The following is a 26,275-nucleotide window of genomic DNA, read 5'->3' on the forward strand; positions in this document are numbered from 1 at the left end:
AAGGGGGAGCAAGCTCCCCCTTCGGTTTTTACCGGACACTAGTGACGCTCTGCGTGGGAATGCCGCCATGGACGCTCTGCGTCCACTGTGACGCGGAGCGTCACGGGATGCATTCCCACGCGGAGCATGGGAACGATCAGGCCGGGGGGTGTTAGAGGTTGCCGAGGCCGTCGATCAGTGCCTGATTCTGCTCCGGCGCGCCGATGGAAATCCGCAGGAATTGGGCAATCCGCTCTTGCTTGAAGTGCCGAACGATGACGCCCTGTTCGCGCAACTTCGCCGCCAGCCCTGCCGCATCGTGCTTCGGGTGACGCGCGAAAATGAAGTTCGCCGCCGATGGCAACACCTCAAACCCTTTCGCTTCCAGCTGCGCGACCACCTTCTCGCGACTCTCGATGACCAACCGGCAGGTCTTGTCGAAATACTCGCGATCCTCGAACGCCGCCGCTGCCCCGACAATCGCCAGACGATCCAGCGGATAAGAGTTGAAGCTGTTCTTGATCCGCTCCAGCGCCTCGATCAGGTCCGGATGCCCGACCGCCAGACCAACCCGCAGGCCTGCCAGCGAGCGGGACTTGGACAGGGTCTGAGTCACCAACAGGTTCGGATAACGGTCCACCAGCGCGATCGCCGTTTCACCACCGAAATCAATGTAAGCCTCATCCACCACGACCACAGAATCCGGGCTGGCCTTGAGGATTTGCTCAACCGCGTCCAGCGCCAACAGGCAACCGGTCGGCGCGTTCGGGTTAGGGAAAATAATCCCGCCGTTCGGCTTGGCGTAGTCCGCCGGATTGATCTGGAACTGTTCATCCAGCGGCACCGCGTCGAACTCAATGCCATACAACCCGCAGTAAACCGGGTAGAAGCTGTAGCTGATATCCGGGAATAGCAGCGGCTGATCGTGTTGCAGCAAACCGTGGAAAATGTGTGCCAGGACTTCATCGGAACCGTTGCCGAGGAACACCTGATTGCCCTGCACACCGTAGTAATTGGCAACAGCCTGCTTGAGCAGGTCACTGTTCGGGTCCGGGTACAGACGCAGGTTATCATTCAGTTCGGTCTGCATCGCGGCCAATGCTTTGGGCGATGGACCGTATGGGTTTTCGTTGGTGTTGAGCTTCACCAGTTTCGCCAGCTTCGGCTGCTCACCCGGCACGTAAGGCACCAGACTCTTGACGAAGGGACTCCAGAATTTACTCATGCTCAGTTGCCCTGCCCTTGAAAAAAGTCTTCGTCAACGATGCGGTATTCGGCGCTCCGCGCGTGAGCGGTCAGCGACTCGCCACGGGCCAGCACAGAAGCGGTTTTGCCCAGTTCGGAGGCACCCTGCTCGGAGCAGAAGATAATCGACGAGCGTTTCTGGAAGTCGTAAACACCCAGCGGCGAAGAGAAACGCGCGGTGCCGGAGGTTGGCAGCACGTGGTTCGGGCCAGCGCAGTAATCGCCCAAAGCTTCGGACGTGTGACGGCCCATGAAGATCGCGCCGGCATGACGAATCTGCGGCAACCAGGCCTGCGGATCGGCAACCGACAACTCCAGGTGTTCTGGCGCGATACGGTTGGCGACTTCGATGGCTTGTTCCATGTCGCGAACCTTGATCAACGCACCGCGACCATTGATCGAAGTTTCGATGATCTCGGCGCGCTCCATGGTTGGCAGCAATTTAGCGATGCTCGCTGCGACCTTGTCGAGGAACTCGGCGTCCGGGCTGACCAGAATCGCTTGGGCGTCTTCGTCATGCTCGGCTTGGGAGAACAGGTCCATGGCAATCCAGTCCGGATCGGTCTGGCCGTCACACACGACGAGGATCTCCGACGGGCCAGCGATCATGTCGATGCCGACCTGACCGAACACGTGGCGCTTGGCGGTGGCGACATAGATGTTGCCCGGGCCGACAACCTTATCGACCTTCGGCACGCTTTCGGTGCCGTAAGCCAGCGCCGCAACTGCCTGGGCGCCGCCGATGGTGAACACCCGGTCAACCCCGGCAATGCAGGCCGCGGCCAGCACCAGCTCGTTGATTTCGCCGCGCGGCGTCGGCACGACCATGACCACTTCGGTCACGCCCGCCACCTTGGCCGGAATCGCGTTCATGAGCACCGAAGACGGGTACGACGCCTTGCCGCCCGGCACATACAGACCGGCGCGATCCAGTGGCGTGACCTTCTGGCCCAGCACCGTGCCATCAGCTTCGGTGTAGCTCCAGGAATCCTGTTTCTGTTTTTCGTGGTAGCTGCGCACGCGGGCCGCGGCTTTTTCCAGGGCTTCACGCTGAGGCACGGTAATCCGGGTCAATGCCAGTTCCAGGCGTTCACGTGGCAGGATCAGGTCTGCCATGGAGGCGACTTGCAGGCCGTCGAACTTCTGGGTGAATTCCACCAGCGCCGCGTCGCCACGCTCGCGTACAGCCTTGATGATGTCCAGCACCCGCTGATTGACCGAGTCGTCAGACACACTTTCCCAGCTCAGCAGATGATCCAGATGATGTGCGAAATCCGGGTCAGCAGCGTTGAGTCGGCGAATTGCAGTCGGTGCGGTCATAGCGAGAGCCTCATAGGAATGGCAAAAACTCAGGCGCCCGAAGCTACTGTCCGATCCGCTTGGGCACCTGAGAATTCTGGCTATGAGGCGGATAGACGGCGCGACTCAAGGTCGCGCAGGTAAATCAGCCGCGGTGTCGAGACTCCACTGCCTTGCGCAGGGTGTCGATCAACGCCTGGATACGGGCGTGCTGCATTTTCATCGAAGCTTTGTTGACGATCAGCCGGGAGCTGATGTCGGCAATGAAATCCTGGGGTTCCAGGCCATTGGCACGCAGGGTGTTCCCGGTGTCGACCACGTCGATGATCTTGTCCGCCAGACCGATCAGCGGCGCCAGCTCCATCGAGCCGTAGAGCTTGATGATGTCGACCTGACGGCCCTGCTCGGCGTAGTAACGCTTGGCGACGTTGACGAATTTGGTCGCCACCCGCAGACGGCCCTTGGGCTCGACATCGCCGACACGGCCGGCGGTCATCAGCTTGCAGAGGGCAATTCGCAGATCCAGCGGTTCGTACAGCCCCTGGCCGCCGTATTCCATCAGCACGTCTTTACCGGCGACGCCCAGGTCGGCGGCACCATGCTCGACATAGGTCGGCACATCGGTGGCACGCACGATCAGCAAGCGCACATCGGCCTGGGTCGTGGGGATGATCAGCTTGCGGCTCTTGTCCGGATTCTCGGTCGGCACGATGCCCGCTTCAGCCAGAAGCGGCAGGGTGTCGTCAAGGATGCGGCCCTTGGACAGTGCGATGGTCAACATGGGAAACGTCAGTCCTTATCAAGGTACTCATGCCCGGTCGCAAATGGCGCCGGACACACATCGAGCCTGAAACAGGCTCGACTTCAACAAATCAACGGACACGTCCCTGTGCCCATGCAGCAGAAACTAGCCCGGTACGCGGCGGATCTTGGCGCCGAGCATCTGCAGTTTCTCTTCGATGCACTCGTAACCACGGTCGATGTGGTAGATGCGGTCGATCAGGGTATCGCCTTCAGCGATCAGCGCCGAAATCACCAGGCTGGCCGAAGCACGCAGGTCGGTGGCCATCACTGGCGCGCCCTTGAGCTTTTCGATGCCGGTGACGATGGCGGTGTTGCCTTCGACCTGGATGTGAGCGCCCATGCGGTGCAGTTCGTAAACGTGCATGAAGCGGTTTTCGAAGATTGTCTCGATCACCGCACCAGTGCCTTCGGCAATGGCGTTGAGGGAGATGAACTGCGCCTGCATGTCAGTCGGGAACGCCGGGTACGGAGCGGTCCGCACGTTGACGGCTTTCGGCCGCTTGCCGTGCATGTTCAGCTCGATCCAGTCTTCGCCGCAGGTAATTTCAGCGCCCGACTCGCGGAGCTTTTCCAGGACGGCTTCAAGGATGGTCGGATCGGTGTCCTTGACCTTCACACGCCCGCCGGTGACCGCTGCCGCCACCAGGTAGGTGCCGGTCTCGATACGGTCAGGCATCACTTTGTAAGTGGTGGTGTGCAGACGCTCGACGCCATCGATGGTGATAGTGTCGGTGCCAGCACCGGAAACCTTGGCGCCCATGGCGTTCAGGAAATTCGCCAGGTCGACGACTTCAGGCTCGCGGGCGGCGTTGGCCAGCACGCTGCGGCCCTTGGCCAGAGCGGCTGCCATCATGATGTTCTCGGTACCGGTCACGCTGACGGTGTCGAAGAAGAAGTGCGCACCGCGCAGGCCGCCCTCAGGGGCCTTGGCCTTGATGTAGCCGCCTTCGACATCGATCACCGCGCCCATGGCTTCAAGGCCACGGATGTGCAGGTCGACCGGACGCGAACCGATGGCGCAACCGCCAGGCAGTGCGACTTCGGCTTCGCCGAAACGGGCAACCATCGGGCCCAGCACCAGGATCGAGGCACGCATGGTTTTCACCAGTTCGTACGGCGCGATCAGGGTCTTGATGGTGCGTGGGTCGATTTCGACGCTGAGCTTCTCGTCGATCACCGGCTCAATGCCCATACGACCGAACAGCTCGATCATGGTGGTGATGTCGTGCAGGTGCGGCAGGTTGGCAACGGTAACCGGACCATCGCACAGCAGGGTTGCAGCCAGGATCGGCAGGGCAGAGTTCTTTGCCCCGGAGATGCGGATCTCGCCATCAAGACGAGCGCCACCGGTAATAATCAATTTATCCATAAGAATCTCGACGCCCTTGGGCTCAGGTGCGCTCGGCCCAGGCCGCGCTGCTGAAAAATTTCATAGTGACCGCATGGATGCTGCCATCGGTGATCCATGGGTTCAAATGGGCATAGATCTGCTGCTGGCGCTTCACCGGGCTCAACGTCGCCAGTTCATCGCTAATCACGTTCAGCTGGAAATTGCAGCCTTCGCCCTCAACTTCTACCAACGTTCCGGGCAGCTTTCCTTCAAGGAAGCTCTTCACTTCTACGGCCTGCATGCTCAACCTCAATCGGCGCCCTGTGCGCGCGGGTCGGACATCATACAAAAAAGCCCCGCGCCTGCGAACCCCGCGAGGCAGGACTCTGACGGGGGGCTTCTTTATAGATGCGGTTCAGGGATGCGCCAACAGCTCGGTCAGTTCGCTGACCTGAGCGATTTCACGCATATCTTCGGGCATCGCACGAATGCTCAGAGCCTTGCCGGCCGCCTGAGCATCGCGCATGAAGCACAGCAACAGCGACAAGCCGACGCTGCTGGACTTCTCCACTGCGGAGCAATCGACCACCAGCGCTGCCGCGTTACTGGACTTGATCAGCGCCTGCCCCTGCTCGCGCAGATTCGGGCCTGTGCGGTAATCCAGCACGCCACTGAGCAGCAGCTCGCCGGCTTCGCTCATGCGAATGGCCGACTCAATCATTGGGTTTGGTTCTCGGTAGATTTTTCGGTGGCTTCCTTGGCTTTGGCGACTTCCCCGGCCCAACCGTTGATGGTTTTGTCCAGATCGTTGCCATTGCGCTGCATTGCATCAGCGAACTGATCGCGGAACAGCTTGCCAATATTGATGCCATTGATGATCACGTTGCGCAGTTTCCACTCGCCATTGATCTTTTCGAGCGTGTAAGACACAGGGTAGACCGCGCCACTGCTGCTTTTTACCCTCATGCCAACGCTGGTACGGTCTCCCGATTCGTCCTTGGGAGGGTCAACGTCAATCCTCTCGTTGTCGTACTCCAGCAGGGCATTGCCATAGAACTGGAACAGACCCCTTTTGAAGTTTTCGACAAACTTCTGCATCTGCTCGGGTGTGGCCTTGCGTGAATACTTGACCGTCATGATGCTTTTGGAAATACCTTCGGCATCCACCACAGGCCCGACGATGGTATTCAGCGCCGTATAAAAGTCCTGCGGGTCCTGCTTGTACCTTTCTTTGTTGGCGGCAAGATCCGCCAACATCCGATTGGTGGTGTCCTGTATCAGATCATGCGCGGAAGGCGCCGCTACGGCGTTAGCCATCAACGGCAAGGCCGCGAGTATTACCAACAGGCCACGTCGCAATATAGAGATCATTCAAAAGCTCCTCATTTAGCGTCTTTGCTAACGGTATTGAGCAGAAATTTACCGATCAGGTCCTCGAGCACCAGCGACGACTGCGTGTCGTGGATGGTTCCACCCTCCTTGAGCAGGGTTTCTTCCCCGCCCACGCTGATACCGATGTATTTCTCACCCAACAGGCCAGCGGTCAGGATAGATGCAGTGGAGTCAGTCGGCAGATTATCTACACGCTTTTCCAGTTGCATGGTCACCCGACCGGTGAAGCTGTCGCGGTCCAGATCGATCGCCGTGACCTTGCCAATGGTCACACCGGCCATGGTCACTTTAGCTCTGACCGTCAAACCGGCGATATTGTCGAAATACGCATAAAGTTTATAAGTTTCGGTGGTTGCGCTCGGGGACAGACCACTAACCCGCAACGCAAGCAACAGCAAAGCCAGGATGCCAGCCAGCAAGAAAAGGCCGACACCGATTTCCAGGGTGCGGTTTTGCATCAGAAATCTCCAAACATCAAGGCGGTCAGAATAAAGTCCAGGCCGAGTACAGCCAAAGAGGCATACACCACGGTCTTGGTAGTGGCACGACTGATCCCCTCGGAAGTGGGCTCGCAGTCATAGCCTTGGAATACGGCGATCCAGGTCACGACGAAGGCAAAAACGATGCTTTTGATAATGCCGTTGAGCACATCGTCGACAAACGTCACGCTGTTTTGCATGTTCGACCAGTAGGAGCCTTCATAGACACCCAGCCAGTCGACGGCCACCCACGAACCGCCCCAGATACCCACCACGCTGAAAATCATCGCCAGCACCGGCAGGGAAATGAAGCCGGCCCACAGGCGCGGGGCAATGATGTATTTGAGCGGGTCGACCCCAATCATTTCCAGGCTGGACAATTGCTCGGTGGACTTCATGTTGCCGATTTCGGCGGTCAGCGCCGAACCAGCGCGCCCGGCGAACAGCAAGGCCGTGACCACCGGGCCCAGTTCACGCAGCAGCGTCAGCGCAACCATCTGCCCGACGGCCTGCTCCGAACCGTAGCTGGACAGAATGTTGAAGCCCTGCAGGGCCAGCACCATGCCGATGAATACCCCGGAGACGACGATAATCACCAGGGACATCACGCCTACCGAATGCAGTTGCTTGACCAGCAGGCCAAAACCGCCGCCGATGCCGCCACGACCGAGCAAGGCATGAAACAGGAACAACGCCGAACGCCCGAATACCGCCAGCACATCGATGCCGGCGTAGCCGAAGCGGCGCACTCTTTCTATCAGTGAAATCTTGCGCATCAGCGCTTCCCCAGAAGATCTGCGCGGTAATCCGGCGCTGGAAAGTGGTATGCGACCGGACCATCGGGTTCGCCTGTCAAGAACTGACGAATACGTGGCTCATCCGATTTCATCAAATCCTTGGGCGCGCCCTGGCCCAACACTTGCCCGTCGCCCACCACAATGAGGTAGTCGGCGATACTCGCTGTTTCGGCCAAATCGTGGGAGACCACGATACTGGTGATGCCCAGCGCATCGTTGAGCAGGCGGATCAGGCGTACCAGCACGCCCATGGCGATCGGGTCCTGGCCGACAAAGGGCTCGTCGTACATGAGGATTTGCGGATCGAGAGCAATTGCCCGGGCCAGCGCGACGCGACGCTTCATGCCGCCAGACAATTCGTCAGGCATCAGGTCGATGGCACCACGCAGGCCCACAGCCTGCAACTTGAGCAGGACAATGTCGCGGATCATTTCTTCCGGCAGCCCGGTATGAACACGCAGCGGAAAGGCAACGTTCTCGAACACATCAAGATCGGTAAACAGCGCGCCGCTTTGAAACAACACACCCATGTGCTTGCGCGCATCGAACAGATCGCTGCGCGACAACCTTGGCAGGTTCTGGCCGTTGACCCAGACTTCGCCGCTGGTGGGGCGCAGTTGTGCGCCTATCAGCCGCAACAGCGTGGTCTTGCCACACCCGGAAGGCCCCATGATGCCGGTGACCTTGCCGCGCGGGATGCGAATATCGACGTTATTGAAAATGCTGCGCGTACCGCGCTTGAAGGTCAGTCCCTTCAGCTCGACCGCGTAGGCGTTATCGGCGCTCATCTAAACTCCTTGCGATGCAGCCTCTCACTCGGACGCCTGGCTTTCTGGCGAAAGCACATACCTCCCCGGGCAGGCCGAACTGGCGGCGAACTATATCACTGCAAAGGCCAAGCGCCCAAGGCCCAAGCTGGGCACGTTCAGCATCATGACCGCCTGAAATCATCTATTTAGAGAGATTCGGTAACAAGGAATGACAAACCGCGACGAACTTGCGTGAGGGTTTTGATCATTACCGTTATAATCGCCGCCTTTTCATCAGGCTATTCGATTTCCGACATGAACCAATCCAGCGACCTGATTCAATCAGCACAACGTACCATCCGCCTCGAACTGGAAGCCGTACAAGGCTTGCTGCCCCATATCGATGCAGATTTCGTACGTGCTTGCGAGATGATTCTGGCCAGCAAAGGCCGCGTGGTCGTGGTCGGCATGGGCAAATCGGGGCATATCGGCAACAAGATTGCCGCCACCCTGGCCAGCACCGGCACCACGGCTTTCTTCGTGCACCCGGCCGAGGCCAGCCATGGCGACATGGGCATGATCACCCGCGATGACATCATTCTGGCGCTGTCGAACTCCGGGTCCACCAACGAAATCGTCACCTTGCTACCGCTGATCAAGCGCCAGGGCATTCAAATGATCAGCCTGACTGGCAACCCCGAGTCGCCGCTGGCCAAGGCCGCGGAAGTCAACCTCAATGTAAGCGTCGAACACGAAGCCTGCCCGCTGAATCTGGCACCTACTTCGTCGACCACCGCTGCGCTGGTCATGGGTGATGCTCTCGCCGTTGCCTTGCTTGAAGCTCGCGGTTTTACCGCTGAAGACTTCGCTTTTTCCCACCCGGGTGGTGCCCTTGGCCGCCGCTTGCTACTGAAAGTGGAAAACGTCATGCATGCCGGCACCGAGTTGCCGCAAGTGACGTGCGGCACGCTGCTCAAGGATGCCTTGATGGAAATGACCCGCAAGGGGTTGGGCATGACCGTCGTACTGAGCACGGATGGGAAACTCGCCGGGATCTTCACCGACGGCGACCTGCGACGCACTCTGGACCGCACCATTGATATTCACAGCACGACCATTGACGAAGTCATGACCGCCCATGGCAAGACCGCCCGCGCCGAAATGCTCGCCGCCGAGGCGCTCAAAATCATGGAAGACCACAAGATCAATGCACTGGTAGTGGTCGACAGCGAAGATCGCCCGGTCGGCGCCTTGAACATGCACGACTTGCTGCGTGCGGGAGTAATCTAAATGAGCACGGACCTGCTGCAACGTGGCAAACAGATCAAACTGGCGGTATTCGACGTCGATGGCGTACTGACCGACGGGCGTTTGTACTTCCTTGAAGACGGTAGCGAATTCAAGACTTTCAACACCCTCGATGGCCAGGGCATCAAGATGTTGATGGCTGCCGGTGTGCAAACCGCGATCATCAGCGGCCGCAAAACGCCGGTGGTCGAACGGCGCGCGAAGAACCTCGGCATTCCACATCTGTTCCAGGGCCGAGAAGACAAACTGGTAGTGCTCGACGGGCTTCTTGCCCAACTCAACCTGAGTTATGAACAAGTGGCTTACCTCGGCGACGACCTGCCAGACCTGCCGGTGATTCGCCGCGTCGGCCTTGGCATGGCGGTGGCCAGCGCTGCCAGTTTCGTGCGCGAACACGCCCACGGCATCACCCAGGCTCGCGGTGGCGAGGGTGCCGCTCGCGAATTCTGCGAATTGATCCTGCGCGCCCAGGGCCGCCTCGATGCGGCCAACGCCGCGTACCTGTGAGCCCATCATGCTGAGCAAAAAAATTCGCAACATCCTGGTGTTTGGTTGCATCGCAGCGATTTTTGCAGCGGTCGGCTACTGGAACATCAGCCCGGAACGCTTCCTCGACAAGCCGGTGGTGAAGGTCGATGAAAGCGCGATCGACTATTACGCCGTCAACGCCCACAGCGTGCAATACCTGCCCGACGGCAAACTGCAATACGAGATGACGTCGGACAAGGTCGAACACCTGAAAGCCACTGAAGTGACGCTGCTGACCAATCCTGACCTGAACTTGTTCCGTGGCACCGAATTCCCCTGGCACGTTCAGAGCGAGCGCGGCGAAGTCAACCCGGATGGCACTCAGGTCGAGCTGATTGACTCGGTACGTATCACGCGTTTCGACGAAAAAAACCGCAAGACCCTGATTACCACCACCCGTATGACAGTGTTCCCGCAGCAGCAATATGCGCAAACCGATCAACCCGTTAGAATCGATGGCGCTGGCGGTGTATCGACAGGCAACGGAATGAAAGCGTACTTGAAAGAAAGCAGGATACACCTGCTATCGAACGTAAGAGGACAGTATGAGGCTCGTTAAAACTCTCCCTATTTTGCTCAGTCTGGGCGCAGCACTGGGAAGCGTGAGCGCCTGGGCTCTGCCGAACGATCAAGAGCAGCCTATCCGCATTCAGGCCGACGATGCCCAACTGGACGACAAGAATGGCGTTGCCACCTATAAAGGTGACGTGATCATCACCCAGGGCTCGATGAAGGTCACCGGCAACACCGTGACCATCACCCGCACTCCGGCCGGCGACATCGACGTGGTGACTTCGGTGGGCAACCTCGCCTACTTCGAGCAACTGCAAACGGCAGGCGATACCAAGCCGGTTCAGGGCTACGGCGTCACTATCCAGTACCACGCCTCGCAAAACCGTGTCGTTCTGATCGATCGCGCCAAAGTCATCGACAAAGACAACAACGTCACCCAAGGCGAGAAAATCGTTTACGACACGGTCAAAAAGCTTGCGAGCGCCGGTCGCGCCACAGGTAACAAGGTCACCGAGGCGCGTCCTCGCATCGACATGGTGATCCAGCCGAAGAAGAAAACCGACGAGCAAAAGGCCCAGTAATGGCAACTCTGAAAGCTCAGCATCTGGCCAAGAGCTACAAGAGCCGTCAGGTCGTGCGCGACGTCAGCCTGTCCATCGACAGCGGTCAGATCGTCGGCTTGCTTGGCCCTAACGGCGCCGGTAAAACCACCTGTTTCTACATGATTGTCGGCCTGGTACAGGCCGATCAGGGCCGCGTACTGATCGATGACCTGGACGTCAGCCACCAGCCGATGCACGGTCGTGCGAAGGCGGGTATCGGCTATCTTCCGCAAGAAGCGTCGATCTTCCGCAAACTGTCGGTGGCCGACAACATCATGGCCATCCTCGAGACCCGCAAGGAACTCGACAAGGCCGGCCGTCGCCAAGAACTGGAAAGCCTGCTGCAGGAATTTCACATCCACCACATCCGCGACAACCTCGGCATGAGCCTGTCCGGTGGTGAACGCCGCCGTGTGGAAATCGCCCGGGCCCTGGCTACCAACCCGAAATTCATCCTCCTCGATGAACCCTTCGCCGGCGTAGACCCGATTTCGGTGGGCGACATCAAGCAGATCATCCATCACCTCAAGGCCAAAGGCATTGGTGTGCTGATCACGGACCACAACGTCCGCGAAACCCTGGATATCTGTGAAACCGCTTACATCGTCAACGACGGCCAGTTGATCGCCGAAGGTGACTCCGCCACCATCCTGGCCAACGAACTGGTCAAGGAAGTGTATCTGGGCCATGAGTTCCGGCTGTAAGCGCTGAGGTGCCTGGCCCAGTCGCCCACAGCGCTGTAATAGTAAAAAATCAATAAGTTTTTATTGTTACAGCACTCTAGGCAAACACTTCAGTTTCAGGCATATAATTTGCTTATGTTTGGCGCTTCGGCGCCCTGTAGTGGATGGCGCATGTGCGCCGGCGAATTAAGGTGTTAAGCCCCTGCCATGAAACCATCGCTAGTCTTGAGAATGGGCCAGCAGCTGACGATGACACCGCAGCTGCAACAGGCCATCCGCCTGCTCCAATTGTCGACCCTGGACCTGCAACAGGAAATCCAGGAGGCCCTGGAGTCCAATCCGATGCTCGAACGCCAGGAAGAAGGCGACGACTTCGATAACGCCGACCCCTTGGCCGATAGCGCCGAACAGAAACCCAACGCCGACATTCAGGAACCCTCCTACCAGGAAACCGCCCCGACGGTGGATAACCTCGAGGAAGGCGACTGGAACGAGCGCATTCCCAACGAATTGCCCGTCGACACGGCCTGGGAAGACGTCTACCAGACCAGCGCCAGCAGCCTGCCGAGCAACGATGACGACGAGTGGGATTTCACCACCCGCACATCGGTCGGTGAAAGCCTGCAAAGCCATTTGCTCTGGCAACTGAACCTGGCACCGATGTCTGACACCGATCGCCTGATCGCCGTGACCCTGATCGATTGCATCAATAATCAGGGCTACCTGGACGAAACCCTCGAGGAAATCCTCGATGCGTTCGATCCGGAACTGGACATCGAACTGGACGAAATCGAAGCCGTCCTGCACCGCATCCAGCAATTCGAACCCGCGGGCATCGGCGCCCGCAACCTTGGTGAATGCCTGCTGCTGCAACTGCGTCAACTGCCCGCCAAGACCCCTTGGCTGGCCGAAGCCAAGCGCCTGGTCACCGATTACATCGACCTGCTCGGCAGCCGCGACTACAGCCAGCTGATGCGCCGCATGAAACTCAAGGAAGACGAACTGCGCCAGGTCATCGAACTGGTCCAGAGCCTCAACCCCCGCCCGGGCTCACAGATCGAGTCCACTGAAGCCGAATACGTCGTTCCCGACGTGATCGTGCGCAAGGACAACGAGCGCTGGCTGGTGGAATTGAACCAGGAGTCGGTGCCACGCCTGCGGGTCAACGCCCAATACGCCGGTTTTGTGCGCCGCGCCGATACCAGCGCTGATAACACCTTCATGCGCAATCAGCTGCAGGAAGCTCGCTGGTTCATCAAGAGCCTGCAAAGCCGCAACGAAACCCTGATGAAAGTGGCTACCCAGATTGTCGAGCATCAGCGCGGCTTTCTTGAATACGGCGACGAAGCCATGAAACCGCTGGTACTGCACGACATCGCCGAAGCGGTGGGCATGCACGAATCGACGATTTCACGGGTGACCACGCAAAAGTTCATGCATACCCCACGGGGCATCTATGAACTGAAATACTTTTTTTCCAGCCACGTCAGTACCTCCGAAGGCGGTGAATGCTCGTCCACGGCGATCCGCGCGATCATCAAAAAACTGGTTGCCGCGGAAAATCAGAAAAAGCCGTTGAGTGACAGCAAGATCGCTGGTTTACTGGAGGCACAAGGCATTCAGGTAGCCCGTCGCACCGTCGCCAAGTACCGCGAATCCCTGGGGATCGCGCCTTCCAGCGAACGGAAGCGGTTGATGTAGCCGCCGGGCTCGCCACAGCGTTCCAGTGGCAGGCGCTTCTGCCTGCCGCTTTATGCACTGGCAACGAAGGAGAAGCTGTATGCAAGTCAACATCAGTGGACACCAACTGGAAGTGACCGAACCCCTGCGCACCTACATCGGCGAAAAACTCGACCGATTGGAGAGGCATTTCGACAAGATCACCAATGTGCAAGTCACGATGAACGTCGAAAAACTGCTGCAGAAGATCGAAGCCACGCTGCATATTCCCGGCGGAGAAGTGGTCGCCAATGCCGAGCATACGGACATGTATGCCGCCATCGACCTGCTGACCGACAAGCTGGATCGCCAACTCAAAAAGCATAAGGAAAAGACCCAGAGCCTCCTCCAGGGCGCGACCGGTCGTTAACACTCCCAACCCATGATCCGACTAGAAACCATCCTGACCCCCGGCCGTTCCCAAGTGAACGCGCCGGGTGGCAGTAAAAAGAAAGCCCTCGAGCAAATTGCCAACCTTATCCACCGCGAAGTGCCGGATCTGGAAATGCAGGACGTCTTCGAGGCTCTGATTGCCCGTGAGAAACTCGGTTCTACCGGTTTCGGCAACGGCATCGCCATCCCCCATTGCCGGCTCAAAGGTTGCAACTCGCCAATCAGTGCGCTGCTGCACCTGGAAGCCCCTATCGATTTCGACGCCATCGACGGTGCCCCGGTTGACCTGCTGTTCGTGCTGCTGGTCCCGGAAGCTGCCACCGATGCACACCTGGAATTGCTCCGCCAGATCGCCAGCATGCTTGATCGCAAGGAAGTGCGTGAAAAACTGCGCAGCGCCCCGAGCAACGAAGCCTTGTATCAGGTTGTCCTGGACGAGCAAAACGGTCACTAATCATGCGCCTGATCATCGTCAGCGGCCGCTCCGGCTCAGGTAAAAGCACCGCCCTCGATGTGCTCGAGGACAACGGCTATTACTGCATCGACAACCTGCCTGCCGGCTTGCTGCCGGAACTGGCGGAACGCGCGCTGATTCACACCGAACTGGCACAACCGCTGGTGGCCGTGTCCATCGATGCACGCAACTTGCCGAGCCACCTGTCACGGTTTCCCGAACTGCTGGAAGAAGTCCGCGGCCGGCATATCCAGTGCGATGTGCTGTACCTGGACGCCGACGAAGAAACCTTGCTCAAACGCTTTTCGGAAACTCGCCGTCGTCACCCGCTGAGCAGCGCCAATCGCTCGCTGGCGGAGGCGATACAGGACGAAACCAATCTGCTGGGGCCTATCGCAGATCTGGCCGACCTCAAGGTCAACACCACCAATCTGAACCTGTATCAGCTACGCGATACCATCAAGCTGCGCCTGTTGAATCAGCCGGAGCCCGGTACTGCGTTCCTGGTGGAATCTTTCGGGTTCAAGCGGGGCATGCCGGTGGACGCCGATCTGGTGTTCGACGTGCGCTGCCTGCCCAACCCTTACTGGAAACCGGAGTTACGAGCGCAGTCCGGGCTCGATCAACCGGTGGCCGAGTACCTGGCGGCACAGCCGGACGTCGAAGAGATGTTCCAGGACATTTCCTCCTACCTGCTCAAGTGGCTGCCCCGTTTTGCCGCCAGCAACCGCGCCTATGTCACCATTGCCATTGGCTGCACCGGCGGGCATCACCGCTCAGTCTACCTGACCGAACGTCTGGGTCAGGTCCTGCAAAAAACCCTGAAGAACGTCCAGGTCCGCCACCGCGACCTCAGCTAAAGGATTCACATCGCGATGCCTGCTCTGGAAATCGAAATCATCAACAAGCTGGGCCTGCACGCCCGCGCGTCTGCAAAATTCGTTGGCGTCGCTGGTCAGTTCAAGGATTGCACGATCAGGGTAGGACGCACGCCAGAATCCGTGGTAGACGGCAAAAGCATCATGGCCATGATGATGCTGGCCGCTGGCAAGGGCACCAAAATCCACCTGAGTACCGAAGGCGAACAGGAGCAGGAAGCGCTGGATGCACTGGTGGCGCTGATCAACAACTACTTCGACGAAGGCGAATAAACAGCGCGGGCTCTTGTGGCGAGGGAGCTTGCTCCCGCTGGGCTGCGAAGCGGCCCAAAAATTGCCCCCCCTGTACACCAAACATAACCGCATTCGCTGATTTTACGACTGCTCCGCAGCCGAGCGGGAGCAAGCTCCTCGCCACAAAAGCACCTTTTCACTAAGCCGGCACACCTCAAGCCAACGCCGAATCCATCACCATCATCAGACAAAACCCGATCAGCAGCCCCAAGGGTCAGCCCGAGGTTTTCGGCCGCGGCAATGCCCGGCACGATCAGCGGAAACGCCGTCGCGGCGAGCATCACCCTGGCTCCGAAACCGAGCAATATGTCGCTGACTACCTGAGGCATCTGCCGAATCACCAGCACAGGCACCGCGCCCAAAGCCGTACCCAAGGCGCAAATCGCCCCGCCTTGCAGGGCGCGTTGCAGTTTCGGTTCGAGGTCCAGCCAGCTCAGCCCTTGAACAGCCAATAACGTCATGCCCGCCAGCAATAACAACGATCCCAGTGCATAACGAAACATTCGTCCACTTCTGACCGCCAGCGTTTCAGTGCTCATAGGCAGTGATTACACGCCGCCTGCGGTGAGCTTCTCTGGGTTGAGCAATTCTTCCAGTTGGCTGCGCGTCAGGTCGGTATGCTCCAGGGCGACATCGATCACCGGCCGACCCTGCTGATAAGCCTTCTTGGCAATCTCAGCGGCTTTTTGGTAACCAATGATCGGGTTGAGTGCAGTGACCAGAATCGGATTGCGCGACAGCGCTTCCTTGAGCCGTGCCTCGTTGACCTTGAAGCTGGCAATAGCCTTGTCGCCCAGCAGACGGCTGACATTAGCCAGCAACTCGATACTGCTCAGCAGGTTCTGGGCGATGATCGGCAGCATGACGTTCAGCTCAAAGTTGCCCGACTGACCGGCGACGGTGATCACCGTGTCGTTGCCGATCACCTGAGCAGCGACCATCGCGGTAGCTTCCGGGATCACCGGGTTGACCTTGCCGGGCATGATCGACGAGCCGGGCTGCAAGGCTTCTAGCTCGATTTCACCGAGCCCGGCTAACGGGCCGGAATTCATCCAGCGCAGGTCGTTGGCGATTTTCATCAAGGACACCGCCGTGGCCTTGAGCTGCCCTGAAACGCTGACCGCCGTGTCCTGCGAGCCGATCAGCGCAAACAGGTCCTTGCCCGGCGTGAACCGCACCTGGGTCAGTTGGCTGAGTTGCTGGCTGAAACGCGCCGAAAACTCTGGATGGGCATTGATTCCGGTACCCACCGCCGTGCCGCCCTGGGCCAGCGATTGCAGGCTCGGCAGCAGATCCTGCAAGTGACCGATATTGGCCTTGAGCTGTTGCACCCAACCATTGAGCACCTGACTCATGCGCACCGGCATGGCGTCCATCAAATGGGTACGCCCGGTTTTGACGAACGGATGAACCTGCTCGGCCTTGCGCTCGATCACCTGCACCAGATGCACCAGCGCCGGCAGCAACTGCTCATGCAAGCTCAATGCGGCGCTGACATGGATGGTGGTCGGGATGATGTCGTTGCTGCTCTGACCGCAATTGACGTGATCGTTGGGATTCACCGCCTCGCCCAACAAGCGGCCGGCCAGGGTGGCGATCACTTCGTTGGCGTTCATATTGGAACTGGTGCCGGAACCGGTCTGGAAGATATCCACCGGGAAGTGCTGCATGAAGTCGCCTTCGAGCAGGCCTTGAGCCGCATCGACGATGGCCTTGCCCTGGGATTCGCTGATCTGCTTGAGCTCGACGTTGGCTCGGGCGGCGGCGGCCTTGGCCAGAATCAGCGCGCGGATGAACTGCACGGGCATCGGTTTGCCGCTGATCGGGAAGTTATCCACCGCGCGCTGGGTTTGTGCGCCGTAAAGGGCGTCTATCGGGACTTGCAGCTCGCCCATGCTGTCGCGTTCGATACGTGTGTTATTCATCAGGAGATCCTTGCACCAGTTCTATGAGAGGAATCGAAGGTTGCAACTCGCAGGTCGCCAGTTGCCAGGCATAGCTTTGCCAGCGCTTGAGGCGGCAGCCGCAGAGTGATTGTCGTTCGAGATCGCGCAACGGCCGCCAGGCCTGGTCGAGACACAGGCTGCGCCAGTGCCAGGGCAGTGCGACATCGGCGGCGGTGTCGAGCAATAAGCGGAAAGAGGTTTCGGCGATGGTCCAGGGAGAGGTGGCCGTGCAACACGCCAGATACCGGCCTTCGGCCAGATAATGCTCGATAAGGCGCGGCTCGTCAGGGTCCATGGCGCAACGGATCTGGCGACTCATCCAGCGCCAGCTTTCGAGGTAAGGCTGCTCGTGCAAGGCAGAACTCATGATCCGGGCTCATTCGGTAATGAGATTTATTATTAAATGATAATGAGAAACAAAACAAGCGTGACCATCCATGGAGATTTATTGTGGGAGCGGGCTTGCTCGCGAAAGCGGTGTACCAGCCGACGCAGATGTCGAATGTAATGGCCTCTTCGCGAGCAAGCCCGCTCCCACAGGGGATCTTTTTCCAACTCTAAAAAAAAGCGCGCCATCCGATAGATGGCGCGCCTTTTTGTGCAGCGGTCGGAGGTTAGCTACCCGCCACCGTCATCCGCTCAATCAACACCGAACCGGTGCGAATGTTGCTGCGCAGTTCCAGGTCATTACCGACCGCGATGATCTGCTTGAACATGTCGCGCATGTTGCCGGCGATGGTCACTTCCTGCACCGCGAACTGGATTTCACCGTTCTCGACCCAGAAACCCGCCGCACCACGGGAGTAATCGCCGGTGACCATGTTCAGGCCCTGCCCCATCAGTTCGGTGACCAGCAGGCCACGGCCCATGCGGCGCAGCAAGGCTGCCTGATCTTCATCGCCATGGGTGACGAACAGGTTGTGTACGCCGCCGGCGTTGGCGGTGCTCGGCATGCCTAGTTTGCGACCGGAGTAGGTGCCGAGCACGTAGGACACCAACTCGCCCTTCTCCACGAACGGCTTGGCGTAGGTCGCCAGGCCATCGCCGTCGAAAGCCGAACTGCCCAGGGCGCGCATCAAGTGCGGACGCTCATCAAGGGTCAGCCATTCCGGGAACAGCTTCTGCCCCAGGGTGCCCTCGAGGAACGACGATTTGCGGTACAGACTGCCGCCAGAGATCGCCGAGAGGAAACTGCCGAACAAGCCACCGGCCAGTTCCGCGGAAAACAGCACCGGCACTTCGCAGGTCGGCACCGGACGCGCGCCCAGACGGCTCGCCGCCCGTTGAGCGGCACGTTGGCCGATACTCTCCGCAGAGGCCAGCAAATTGCCCTGACGGTTTACGTCGTACCAGTAATCGCGCTGCATCTGGCCGTCGGCTTCGGCAATCATCACGCAGCTGAGGCTGTGGCGAGTCGACGCGTAACCGCCGATAAAACCGTGGCTGTTACCGTAAACCCGGCAGCCTTGGTGAGTGCTGAGGGTGGTGCCGTCGGCATTCTTGATCCGGCTGTCGGTGGCAAACGCCGCCGCTTCACAGGCCAGGGCCTGCTCGATGGCTTGCTCCGGGGTAATGTCCCATTGATGGAACAGGTCGAAATCCTGCAGATCCTTGGCCATCAACGCGGCATCCGCCAGGCCCGAGGCTTCGTCTTCGGAGGTGTGCTTGGCAATGGCCAGCGCAGCGGCGACGGTTTCGCGAATCGCGTCCGAACCGCTGGCCGAGGTGCTGGCCGAGCCTTTGCGCTGCCCCACATACAAGGTGATGCCAAAGCCCTGATCGCGATTGAACTCAACGGTTTCGACTTCCCGTTGACGCACCGTGGTCGACAGGCCCTGCTCCAGCGACACCGCCACTTCACAGGCACTGGCACCCTGGCGCTTGGCTTCAGCGATGATCTGCTCGACTTGTTCTTGCAGTGCCGGCAACGCTTGTGGGCCGACGCTTTCAACTGCACTCATGCTGTTCTCCACTCAAATTCTGCTTTCGGCTAGGGCCTTCGAGCGACCGGGCCGGACAAGCGGCCCCCGACTGGTTATCATGGCGGCGTTTCTTTGCGGACGGCCACCATGGTTGATTCTTACGACGACTCCCTCGATACGGGAGAAAAAAGCAAATCCCAGGTTAAACGAGAGCTTCATGCTCTGGTTGACCTCGGCGAGCGCCTTACAACGCTCAAGCCTGACTTGCTGGCAAAACTGCCGTTGACCGACGCTATGCGCCGGGCCCTGGCCGATGCGCCCAAGCACACCGCGAATATCGCGCGTAAACGGCACCTTATGTTCATCGGCAAACTGATGCGCGATCAGGACACTGACGCCATTCTGATTCTGCTCGATCAACTCGATGCCTCCACTCGGCAGTACAACGAACGTTTCCATGGCCTGGAACGCTGGCGCGATCGCTTGATCGCGGGCGACGATGCAGTCCTGGAGAAGTTCGTGCTCGACTACCCGGAAGCTGATCGTCAGCAATTGCGCTCCCTGATCCGTCAGGCCCAGCACGAACTGGCGACCAACAAGCCACCGGCTTCGAGCCGTAAAATCTTCAAGTACATCCGTGAGCTGGACGAGACTCAACGCGGTTTGCGTTAAGTCCCTTCTCGGGTGAGTTGCCTCGCAACTCACCCGAAGCTTCACTTTTTCAAGAGCCCCTTACGATCCTGTGCCGCCCACAGTGATTGCATCGATTTTCAGCGTTGGCTGGCCGACACCCACCGGCACCGACTGCCCATCCTTGCCACACGTTCCCACACCGCTGTCCAGCGCCAGATCATTACCGACCATCGACACCTTGCTCATGGCTTCCGGCCCGTTGCCGATCAACGTCGCGCCTTTGACCGGGGCAGTAATCTTGCCGTCTTCGATCAGGTATGCCTCGCTGGTGGAGAACACGAACTTGCCACTGGTGATGTCCACCTGACCGCCGCCGAGGTTGGCGCAGTAGATGCCTTTTTTCACCGAGGCGATGATTTCCGCCGGGTCGCTTTCGCCAGCCAGCATGTAGGTGTTGGTCATGCGCGGCATCGGCAAGTGCGCGTAGGATTCGCGACGACCGTTACCGGTGCGGGCCACGCCCATCAGGCGCGCATTGAGCTTGTCCTGCATATAACCTTTGAGGACGCCGTTTTCGATCAGTGTGGTGCACTCGGTCGGCGTGCCTTCGTCGTCGACGCTCAGCGAACCACGGCGCCCGGCGAGGGTGCCGTCATCGACGATGGTGCAGAGCTTCGACGCAACCATCTCGCCCATGCGCCCGCTGTAGGCCGAACTGCCCTTGCGGTTGAAATCGCCTTCCAGACCATGGCCGACGGCTTCGTGCAGCAACACGCCGGACCAACCCGAACCCAATACCACCGGCAACGTACCGGCCGGAGCCGGGATCGCTTCCAGATTCACCAGCGCCTGACGCAACGCTTCGCGGGCATAACCCATGGCGCGGTCATCACTGAGGAAATAGCGGTAATCGGTACGACCGCCACCGCCATGACCACCGCGTTCACGACGACCGTTCTGCTCGACGATCACGCTGACGTTGAAACGCACCAGCGGTCGCACATCCGCCGCCAGCCCGCCGTCGGTGGAAGCAATCAAAATCCGTTCCCAGACCCCGGCCATGCTCACGGTGACTTGCTGGATACGCGGGTCGAGGGCGCGGGTCGCCACGTCGATACGCTTGAGCAGCTCGACTTTCTCGGCACGGGTCAGCACTTCCAGCGGATTATCCGGCCCGTACAACTGGGCGACATCCTGGGTGGTGAACGCCTGCACGGTGCCGTTCTGCCCGGCCCGGGAAATCGAACGGGCCGCACGGGCCGCCGCGCCCAAGGCTTCGAGGGTGATTGCATTGCTGTAGGCGAAACCGGTTTTTTCGCCCGATTGCGCACGCACGCCGACACCTTGGTCGAGGTTGAAGCTGCCTTCCTTGACGATCCCGTCTTCCAGTGCCCAGGATTCGGAAATCTGCCCCTGGAAATACAGGTCGGCGGCATCGATGCCCGGGCCGGCCAGATCGCCGAGTACACCTTGCAGGCTTTCGATCGTTACGCCGCCGGGCGCCAGGAGGTGTTCACTGACGGAGGACAACAACTCGCTCATATGCTTTACGCCTTAAATTCGTCGTTCTGATGCAGGTCGCTGGGCGCCCTGCGAGAAAAAGCGCCGGTGAGTGGACACCGGCATCCGCGCCCTGATGGACGCCTGTTCGCTGCTGTCGCGTTCGGCCAGCAGCACGGCCTCGCCTTGATCCTGTTGTGCCAGCACACGCCCCCATGGGTCGACGATGGCGGCATGACCAAAGGTTTCTCGTGGCCCCGGATGCGTCCCACCCTGGGCGGCCGCGAGCATGTAACACTGAGTCTCAATGGCCCGCGCACGAATCAGCACATCCCAATGGGCCGCGCCGGTCACCGCGGTAAAGGCCGACGGTGCGGTAATCAACTCCGCGCCGGCCGCACGCAATTCGCTGTACAGCTCCGGAAAACGCAGGTCATAACACACCGTCAGACCGACTCGACCGACCGGAGTGTCGGCAATGACCACACCACTGCCATAAGCATAGTCATCGGATTCGCGATAACGCCCGCGATTGTCCGCCACGTCTACGTCGAACAGGTGCAGCTTGTCATACCGTGCAACGGTTTCGCCTTGGTCATCCACCAACAATGAGCACGCATGCACTTTGGCCGTCGGTTGATCCACCGGCGGCAACGGCAATGTACCGGCCACTATCCATAACTTGAGGTCGCGGGCGGTCTGTTTCAACCATGGCAGGATCGGGCCTTCACCCAAGGCTTCGGCGCGGCCGATCTCGGCAATGTCGCGACGGCCCATGGCGGCGAAATTTTCCGGCAGCACGGCAAGCCGCGCGCCACCGGTCGCCGCCTGCTCAAGCAGACGACGGGCATGGGCCAGATTGGCCAGCACGTCGCTCTGGCTGACCATTTGAATCACCGCTACAGACATGGCCTATTCCCTATGTGAAATCTACGCATACCTGTAGGAGCGTCGGCGCATTCGAACGTACGGTCATGCTACTCCATAGGCCCGAAGAGTGCTTTTTCAAAAGAATTCAAAAAGGCTTGTCGAAGGTGATTTTCGGTTCTTTCCACGGGCCTTTGACGGTGTATTTGACGCTGGCAAAGCGCGCCACGCGGTCACCGATCAGCTTATCGATCAGGAACAGCGCCCCGCCGACGGCCGGTGCACCGACGATCAGCGCGGCAATCGGCAGATTGTTGGTCACCGGCAAGGTCACCAGCAACTTCGCATCGACTTGATCTGCTACCAGGTCCAGTGTGCCGTTGAGCTCCAGATTGCTCGAGGGGCCTGTCAGCAAGATCGGCTTACGGGTCACGTAGACCCCGTTACTCGCGACCAGCAGGCCTTTGACCCGGTCATAGCTCAAGCCTTTGCCGAACAGGTCGGAAAAATCCAGGCGCAGGCGGCGGCCGATGGAGTTGAAGTTGAGCAGACCAAATACCCGCAGCGCCTGAGCGCTGCCCTCAACTTCAACGAACTGACCTTTTTTCAGTGACGCATCAAGGCTGCCGGAAAAACGTTTGGTCGCCAGCCACGCCGGTGACCCAGGCCAGCGACCGTCGACATCCATGTGAAACTCTTCGCTGGTGACGCTCGGCGCAAAACCCCAGCCCTTGAGCACGTCGGCGAGGTTCTTGCCACTGACCCGGCCCTTGTACCAACTGCTGGATTTACCCGGCGTGCCTTCCCAGCTACCGCTGCCCTGCAAGAGGATGCCCTTGAGACCCAGATCCAGGGTATTGAAGGCAATGCCCTTGGCGGTCGGCCGGACTTTCAGATGCCACGCGCCCACCAGATCCTGCCCCTGGAACAGCTGATTGATGGTGACATCCAGCGCCGGGATCTTCGTCGGATCCACGGTGGCCAGCGGATCCGGCGAATTTTCGTCAGTCAGCACTGTCGGGGCTGGCGCCGGCAAACGTACGTATTGCAGATTGACCGCAATCGGTGCGGCTTTCGCATCGGGAATTCCGACGCTGCCCTTGGCCTGCTGACTGTCGAGTTGCAAGGCCCACGCGGCCGGTTTACGCGTCAACTGCACCGACGCCTGATCGAGGGTGGTGCCGAAACCACTGAGTTTTCCAACCTTCAAATCCACACTACTGAGCAGCTGTTTGGCACTGCCGCCCGGATCCTGGCCGGCATACTTGCTCACCAGATTCTGCCAGGGGGCGACATCCAGCTCGGACAGTACACCGCGCACGCGCAAACCTTTGGCGCCAGGCAACACGGCACTGCCGCCACCGAGAAACAACTCGCCGCGACCGTCGGCGAAATTACCGGTCGGTGCCGCAAACGTGAAGCTCGCCAGTTCACCATAGGTGGCCCAGTAACGCCGTTCCGGCCCTTGCAGGGTCATGCGGAACACGGTATCGCGCCCGACATCGGCCGCCATGCCGAACGGCGCCGGCAAATCCACCGCCACGCCTTTGAGGTTGGAGCTGACCATCAATTGACTGTCGGCACCATCAAGGTTCAGCTGCAACTGATAAGGGATCATCCCCGTTACGGGCAACGGCTGAGTGACATTCAGCCAATCGGTGAGTTTCTTGACCTCGACCTCACCCGATGCGGCAACCCGAGTGTTGAGCTTGCCAGGACTGCCTTCAGCGAATATCTGTGCGGTCACTGGCTTGTCGAACGCTCGCGCCGTGATCTTTTGCCCGCTCAATCCCTTGGTGCTGTCGAAACGGAAATCGCCCTTGAGTTGCGTCAGCTCCAGGGTGGGCTCGCGGAGCTTCAAACGGGCTTTGTCGGTCTTGAAGTCGACAAGGATTTTCGGCCGCTCGCCTTTGACCAGCGGGATATCGAGTTTGAGCTTGCCTTGCAGATCGCCCTCGCCTTCCCAACCAGCGAACGTGTCGGCGGTGCCGATGGGCGCCTCCTGCAGAATCTTCAGGCCATCGCCCAACCCGCCAGCGAATGCGCCGTCGAGGAACAGATGAGTGCTCTGCCCGGCCGGTACACGGGGAATATTGACGTAGACGTCGCTGACCTGAGTGTCGAGCAATTGGCCCTTGCTCGCGAGGATCCGCACACCGCTGTCTTCGATGAACACATCGCCGCTGACCTTGCTGACATGCGGCCAGCCCGGCTGAAACGCCAGCTCGGCATCGTGAACCTTGAAAAACAGGCTGATGCTGCGAGCCGTATCGGCGGCACCGTGGTTCAGCGAACCCTGATACTGGAAGAAGCCTTCATCCACCGCGCCTTTGAGAATCGCGGTGCGCAGCCACTCGTCCAGCCCCGGGCTGAGAACCGTCGGCAGGTACTTGGCGGTGTAGCGACCGTCGCCGTCGACCAGGCCGACCCGCAGGTCCATGTAGTCTTCCTGGGTGTGATCGAAATGCAGGCGAATCAGGAAGTCGCCGGCAATCTTGCCCTCCTCGCCCAGCACCTTCAGGTACGGCGCGATCAGGGTGAAAGCTTCTTTGTCGAGTTTCCAGGTCAACCGGGCGTTGGCCTGAATGTACTGCCATGGCTTGGCGAAAATCGGGTCCAAATGCAGGGAAAAATCCTTGCTGTCCATGCGCAGCTCGCCCTGCCCGAGATCGCCGCTGATGCTGCCACTGACATTTCGCACCGCCGGTGCACCGCGATAAGCGTCGAAGCCGACCTTTTCCAGATTGGCGGCAAAGCTGAATTTGTTGTCATCGGTAGCGGCTGGGCGGAAGTCGATCAGCACGTTGCGTAAAACCCCGGTGACCTTGAGCCGCTCGACCGCCGTGGCGACACCTTCGGGCAGTGGGCCCAGTGCGTTCAGCAGCGGAGTGAGCGGTGTGAGATCGAGACGGTCGGCTTGCAGGTGCAAGAGCTCTGGCACCTTGTCTGTCGCGGCCGTTTGTTGAAATTGCAGTTTCGATTCCCAGCGGCTGTCGCCCAGGCTCATCGCCAGAGAATCCAGGGTCACCAGAACGCCTGTGGAACTGCGCTGGAAATACCCGTTCAGCGCCAGATTATTGATCTGGATCGGCTTGCGCTCGGCATAGGCGCCCTTGAGTTGCGGCGCGTTCAAACGAATCGCGGCGCGTTGCACGGTGCCCTTGCTCCAGTTAATCCAGAACTCGCCACCGGCCTTGATCTCGGAAAAATTCCATTGCTGGGTCAGGCGCTCGGGCAACCATTTCGACCAATCACTCTGCGGCAGGCTCAGGTAAGCGTCCGCTTCACCGTCCTTCCATTGGGCTGCGCGCAAACGGGTGCGCAGGCTCATCGCAACCGGCTGGCCGTCGGGAAGGGTCAAACGGGCATCGAGCCTCTGGCGGGATGGACCGGTTTTCAGATTAAGGCCGACGTACGTCAGGGTCAGCGGCGACTCCCCCAATGGCTGCAAGGTGACCTGGCTGTCGAGCACCGACAGCTGCTGGATCATCTGCATACGATTGAGCAGTTGCTCCGGATTCAGCGGCTGGTCTTGCTGCACCGGTAAACCTTCCAGCGCCCAATGACCGTCCTCACCTTCCTTGAGGCTGATCTTCAGGCCGTTGAGTTCCAGGTGTGCGATGCGCACTTCGCGCGCCAGCAGGCTGGCCCAGAGATCCGGCACCGCGCGCACCTGATCCAGGCGCAAGGCATTGGAACCCTCGCCGACCATCACGTCATGGGCCAGCAGAACCGGGGCGAGGCCGCTCCAGTTGCCTTCCAGCTTGCCGATTTGCAGGGGCATGCCCAAGGCATCGCTGGCTTTGTCTTCGACGTCGGCACGGTACTCGGCCACCAGCGGCGTCAACTCCCGGCCGAGGCTGACGAACAGCGCCGTCAACACTAAAACCAACGCGCACAGGCCCAGGCCCCAGCGGGTCAGTGCGGCCAAAATGCGTGTCAGACGCTCCATGTCAGTTGG

27 protein-coding genes and 1 pseudogene are annotated in these 26,275 nt (G+C 59.6%); 11 read left to right on the forward strand and 17 right to left on the reverse strand.

Features of this window, described 5'->3' with window-relative positions; genetic code table 11:
* Positions 1–151: 151 nt before the first annotated feature.
* The 10 genes from hisC to IC37_RS07630 all read right to left on the reverse strand — a co-directional run bounded on the left by hisC (position 152) and on the right by IC37_RS07630 (position 8,113).
* Positions 152–1,204, reverse strand: coding sequence for a histidinol-phosphate transaminase (hisC, locus tag IC37_RS07585; protein ID WP_030128001.1), 1,053 nt, complete (start codon positions 1,202–1,204; stop codon positions 152–154).
* A gap of 2 nt (positions 1,205–1,206) precedes the next feature.
* Positions 1,207–2,544: a histidinol dehydrogenase gene (gene hisD, locus IC37_RS07590; RefSeq protein ID WP_030128002.1), complete on the reverse strand. Its 1,338-nt coding sequence runs from the start codon at positions 2,542–2,544 to the stop codon at positions 1,207–1,209.
* Between the two features lie 124 nt (positions 2,545–2,668).
* Positions 2,669–3,304, reverse strand: a complete 636-nt coding sequence (gene hisG, locus IC37_RS07595) for an ATP phosphoribosyltransferase (protein ID WP_007901570.1) — start codon at positions 3,302–3,304, stop codon at positions 2,669–2,671.
* Between the two features lie 126 nt (positions 3,305–3,430).
* Complete coding sequence (gene murA / locus IC37_RS07600; protein WP_008070575.1) at positions 3,431–4,696, reverse strand: UDP-N-acetylglucosamine 1-carboxyvinyltransferase; 1,266 nt, start codon at positions 4,694–4,696, stop codon at positions 3,431–3,433.
* A gap of 22 nt (positions 4,697–4,718) precedes the next feature.
* Positions 4,719–4,958 carry a BolA family protein gene (locus IC37_RS07605; RefSeq protein ID WP_030128003.1) on the reverse strand — a complete coding sequence of 80 codons (240 nt, stop codon included), beginning with the start codon at positions 4,956–4,958 and terminating at the stop codon, positions 4,719–4,721.
* 114 nt (positions 4,959–5,072) lie between these two features.
* Positions 5,073–5,378: a lipid asymmetry maintenance protein MlaB gene (locus tag IC37_RS07610; protein WP_030128004.1), complete on the reverse strand. Its 306-nt coding sequence runs from the start codon at positions 5,376–5,378 to the stop codon at positions 5,073–5,075.
* The gene (locus tag IC37_RS07615; RefSeq protein WP_030128005.1) at positions 5,375–6,028 is read right to left on the reverse strand and encodes a phospholipid-binding protein MlaC; all 654 of its coding nucleotides are present in this window, start codon (positions 6,026–6,028) and stop codon (positions 5,375–5,377) included. Before IC37_RS07615 ends, IC37_RS07610 begins: the two co-directional genes overlap by 4 nt.
* An 11-nt stretch (positions 6,029–6,039) precedes the next feature.
* Entirely contained in the window at positions 6,040–6,507 is a 468-nt protein-coding gene (mlaD, locus tag IC37_RS07620; RefSeq protein ID WP_007901560.1) for an outer membrane lipid asymmetry maintenance protein MlaD, read from the reverse strand.
* Positions 6,507–7,304, reverse strand: a complete 798-nt coding sequence (gene mlaE, locus IC37_RS07625) for a lipid asymmetry maintenance ABC transporter permease subunit MlaE (RefSeq protein WP_008008628.1) — start codon at positions 7,302–7,304, stop codon at positions 6,507–6,509. The genes mlaD and mlaE overlap by 1 nt, the downstream gene beginning before the upstream one ends.
* Positions 7,304–8,113: an ATP-binding cassette domain-containing protein gene (locus tag IC37_RS07630; protein ID WP_030128006.1), complete on the reverse strand. Its 810-nt coding sequence runs from the start codon at positions 8,111–8,113 to the stop codon at positions 7,304–7,306. Before IC37_RS07630 ends, mlaE begins: the two co-directional genes overlap by 1 nt.
* 276 nt (positions 8,114–8,389) lie before the next feature.
* On the opposite strand from IC37_RS07630, the gene IC37_RS07635 reads away from it, so the two are divergent.
* The 10 genes from IC37_RS07635 (at position 8,390) to IC37_RS07680 (ending at position 15,425) form a co-directional block, all read left to right on the forward strand.
* Positions 8,390–9,364, forward strand: coding sequence for a KpsF/GutQ family sugar-phosphate isomerase (locus tag IC37_RS07635; RefSeq protein ID WP_030128007.1), 975 nt, complete (start codon positions 8,390–8,392; stop codon positions 9,362–9,364).
* Positions 9,365–9,889 carry an HAD family hydrolase gene (locus IC37_RS07640; RefSeq protein ID WP_030128008.1) on the forward strand — a complete coding sequence of 175 codons (525 nt, stop codon included), beginning with the start codon at positions 9,365–9,367 and terminating at the stop codon, positions 9,887–9,889.
* A gap of 7 nt (positions 9,890–9,896) precedes the next feature.
* The gene (gene lptC / locus IC37_RS07645; protein WP_030128009.1) at positions 9,897–10,469 is read left to right on the forward strand and encodes an LPS export ABC transporter periplasmic protein LptC; all 573 of its coding nucleotides are present in this window, start codon (positions 9,897–9,899) and stop codon (positions 10,467–10,469) included.
* Entirely contained in the window at positions 10,456–11,004 is a 549-nt protein-coding gene (lptA, locus tag IC37_RS07650) for a lipopolysaccharide transport periplasmic protein LptA (protein WP_030128010.1), read from the forward strand. The genes lptC and lptA overlap by 14 nt, the downstream gene beginning before the upstream one ends.
* Positions 11,004–11,729 carry an LPS export ABC transporter ATP-binding protein gene (gene lptB, locus IC37_RS07655; RefSeq protein ID WP_030128011.1) on the forward strand — a complete coding sequence of 242 codons (726 nt, stop codon included), beginning with the start codon at positions 11,004–11,006 and terminating at the stop codon, positions 11,727–11,729. Before lptA ends, lptB begins: the two co-directional genes overlap by 1 nt.
* Before the next feature lie 186 nt (positions 11,730–11,915).
* On the forward strand, positions 11,916–13,409 hold the full coding sequence (locus tag IC37_RS07660) for an RNA polymerase factor sigma-54 (protein ID WP_030128012.1): 1,494 nt from the start codon (positions 11,916–11,918) through the stop codon (positions 13,407–13,409).
* A gap of 79 nt (positions 13,410–13,488) precedes the next feature.
* Positions 13,489–13,797: a ribosome hibernation-promoting factor, HPF/YfiA family gene (hpf, locus tag IC37_RS07665; protein WP_003178005.1), complete on the forward strand. Its 309-nt coding sequence runs from the start codon at positions 13,489–13,491 to the stop codon at positions 13,795–13,797.
* A 12-nt stretch (positions 13,798–13,809) separates the two neighbouring features.
* The gene (ptsN, locus tag IC37_RS07670) at positions 13,810–14,274 is read left to right on the forward strand and encodes a PTS IIA-like nitrogen regulatory protein PtsN (protein ID WP_030128013.1); all 465 of its coding nucleotides are present in this window, start codon (positions 13,810–13,812) and stop codon (positions 14,272–14,274) included.
* A 2-nt stretch (positions 14,275–14,276) separates the two neighbouring features.
* Positions 14,277–15,134, forward strand: coding sequence for an RNase adapter RapZ (rapZ, locus tag IC37_RS07675; RefSeq protein ID WP_007901528.1), 858 nt, complete (start codon positions 14,277–14,279; stop codon positions 15,132–15,134).
* Positions 15,135–15,149: 15 nt separating this feature from the next.
* Complete coding sequence (locus tag IC37_RS07680; RefSeq protein ID WP_030128014.1) at positions 15,150–15,425, forward strand: HPr family phosphocarrier protein; 276 nt, start codon at positions 15,150–15,152, stop codon at positions 15,423–15,425.
* A gap of 229 nt (positions 15,426–15,654) precedes the next feature.
* On the opposite strand, the pseudogene IC37_RS07685 reads toward IC37_RS07680, so the two are convergent.
* From IC37_RS07685 to pmbA, 4 genes and pseudogenes are all read right to left on the reverse strand, one after another.
* A pseudogene (locus IC37_RS07685) lies at positions 15,655–15,985 on the reverse strand (ZIP family metal transporter); the annotation flags it as partial.
* A gap of 9 nt (positions 15,986–15,994) precedes the next feature.
* Positions 15,995–17,371 carry an aspartate ammonia-lyase gene (locus IC37_RS07690; protein ID WP_030128016.1) on the reverse strand — a complete coding sequence of 459 codons (1,377 nt, stop codon included), beginning with the start codon at positions 17,369–17,371 and terminating at the stop codon, positions 15,995–15,997.
* Positions 17,364–17,759: a hypothetical protein gene (locus tag IC37_RS07695; RefSeq protein ID WP_030128017.1), complete on the reverse strand. Its 396-nt coding sequence runs from the start codon at positions 17,757–17,759 to the stop codon at positions 17,364–17,366. The genes IC37_RS07690 and IC37_RS07695 overlap by 8 nt, the downstream gene beginning before the upstream one ends.
* Positions 17,760–18,006: 247 nt before the next feature.
* Positions 18,007–19,353 carry a metalloprotease PmbA gene (pmbA, locus tag IC37_RS07700; protein WP_030128018.1) on the reverse strand — a complete coding sequence of 449 codons (1,347 nt, stop codon included), beginning with the start codon at positions 19,351–19,353 and terminating at the stop codon, positions 18,007–18,009.
* A 108-nt stretch (positions 19,354–19,461) separates the two neighbouring features.
* Here pmbA and yjgA point away from each other — a divergent pair, with 108 nt between their 5' ends.
* A complete protein-coding gene (yjgA, locus tag IC37_RS07705) occupies positions 19,462–19,986 on the forward strand; it encodes a ribosome biogenesis factor YjgA (RefSeq protein WP_030128019.1) in 525 nt (174 codons plus the stop codon).
* Positions 19,987–20,046: 60 nt separating this feature from the next.
* Here yjgA and tldD read toward each other — a convergent pair whose 3' ends face one another.
* The 3 genes from tldD to IC37_RS07720 form a co-directional block, all read right to left on the reverse strand.
* On the reverse strand, positions 20,047–21,489 hold the full coding sequence (gene tldD / locus IC37_RS07710; RefSeq protein ID WP_030128020.1) for a metalloprotease TldD: 1,443 nt from the start codon (positions 21,487–21,489) through the stop codon (positions 20,047–20,049).
* A gap of 12 nt (positions 21,490–21,501) precedes the next feature.
* Positions 21,502–22,356 carry a carbon-nitrogen hydrolase family protein gene (locus tag IC37_RS07715; RefSeq protein WP_030128021.1) on the reverse strand — a complete coding sequence of 285 codons (855 nt, stop codon included), beginning with the start codon at positions 22,354–22,356 and terminating at the stop codon, positions 21,502–21,504.
* Between the two features lie 106 nt (positions 22,357–22,462).
* A complete protein-coding gene (locus IC37_RS07720) occupies positions 22,463–26,266 on the reverse strand; it encodes a YhdP family protein (protein ID WP_030128022.1) in 3,804 nt (1,267 codons plus the stop codon).
* Between the last annotated feature and the right edge of the window lie 9 nt (positions 26,267–26,275).

It is taken from the genome of Pseudomonas sp. QTF5 (genome assembly GCF_000512695.2).
In the GTDB taxonomy this organism is placed as follows: domain Bacteria; phylum Pseudomonadota; class Gammaproteobacteria; order Pseudomonadales; family Pseudomonadaceae; genus Aquipseudomonas.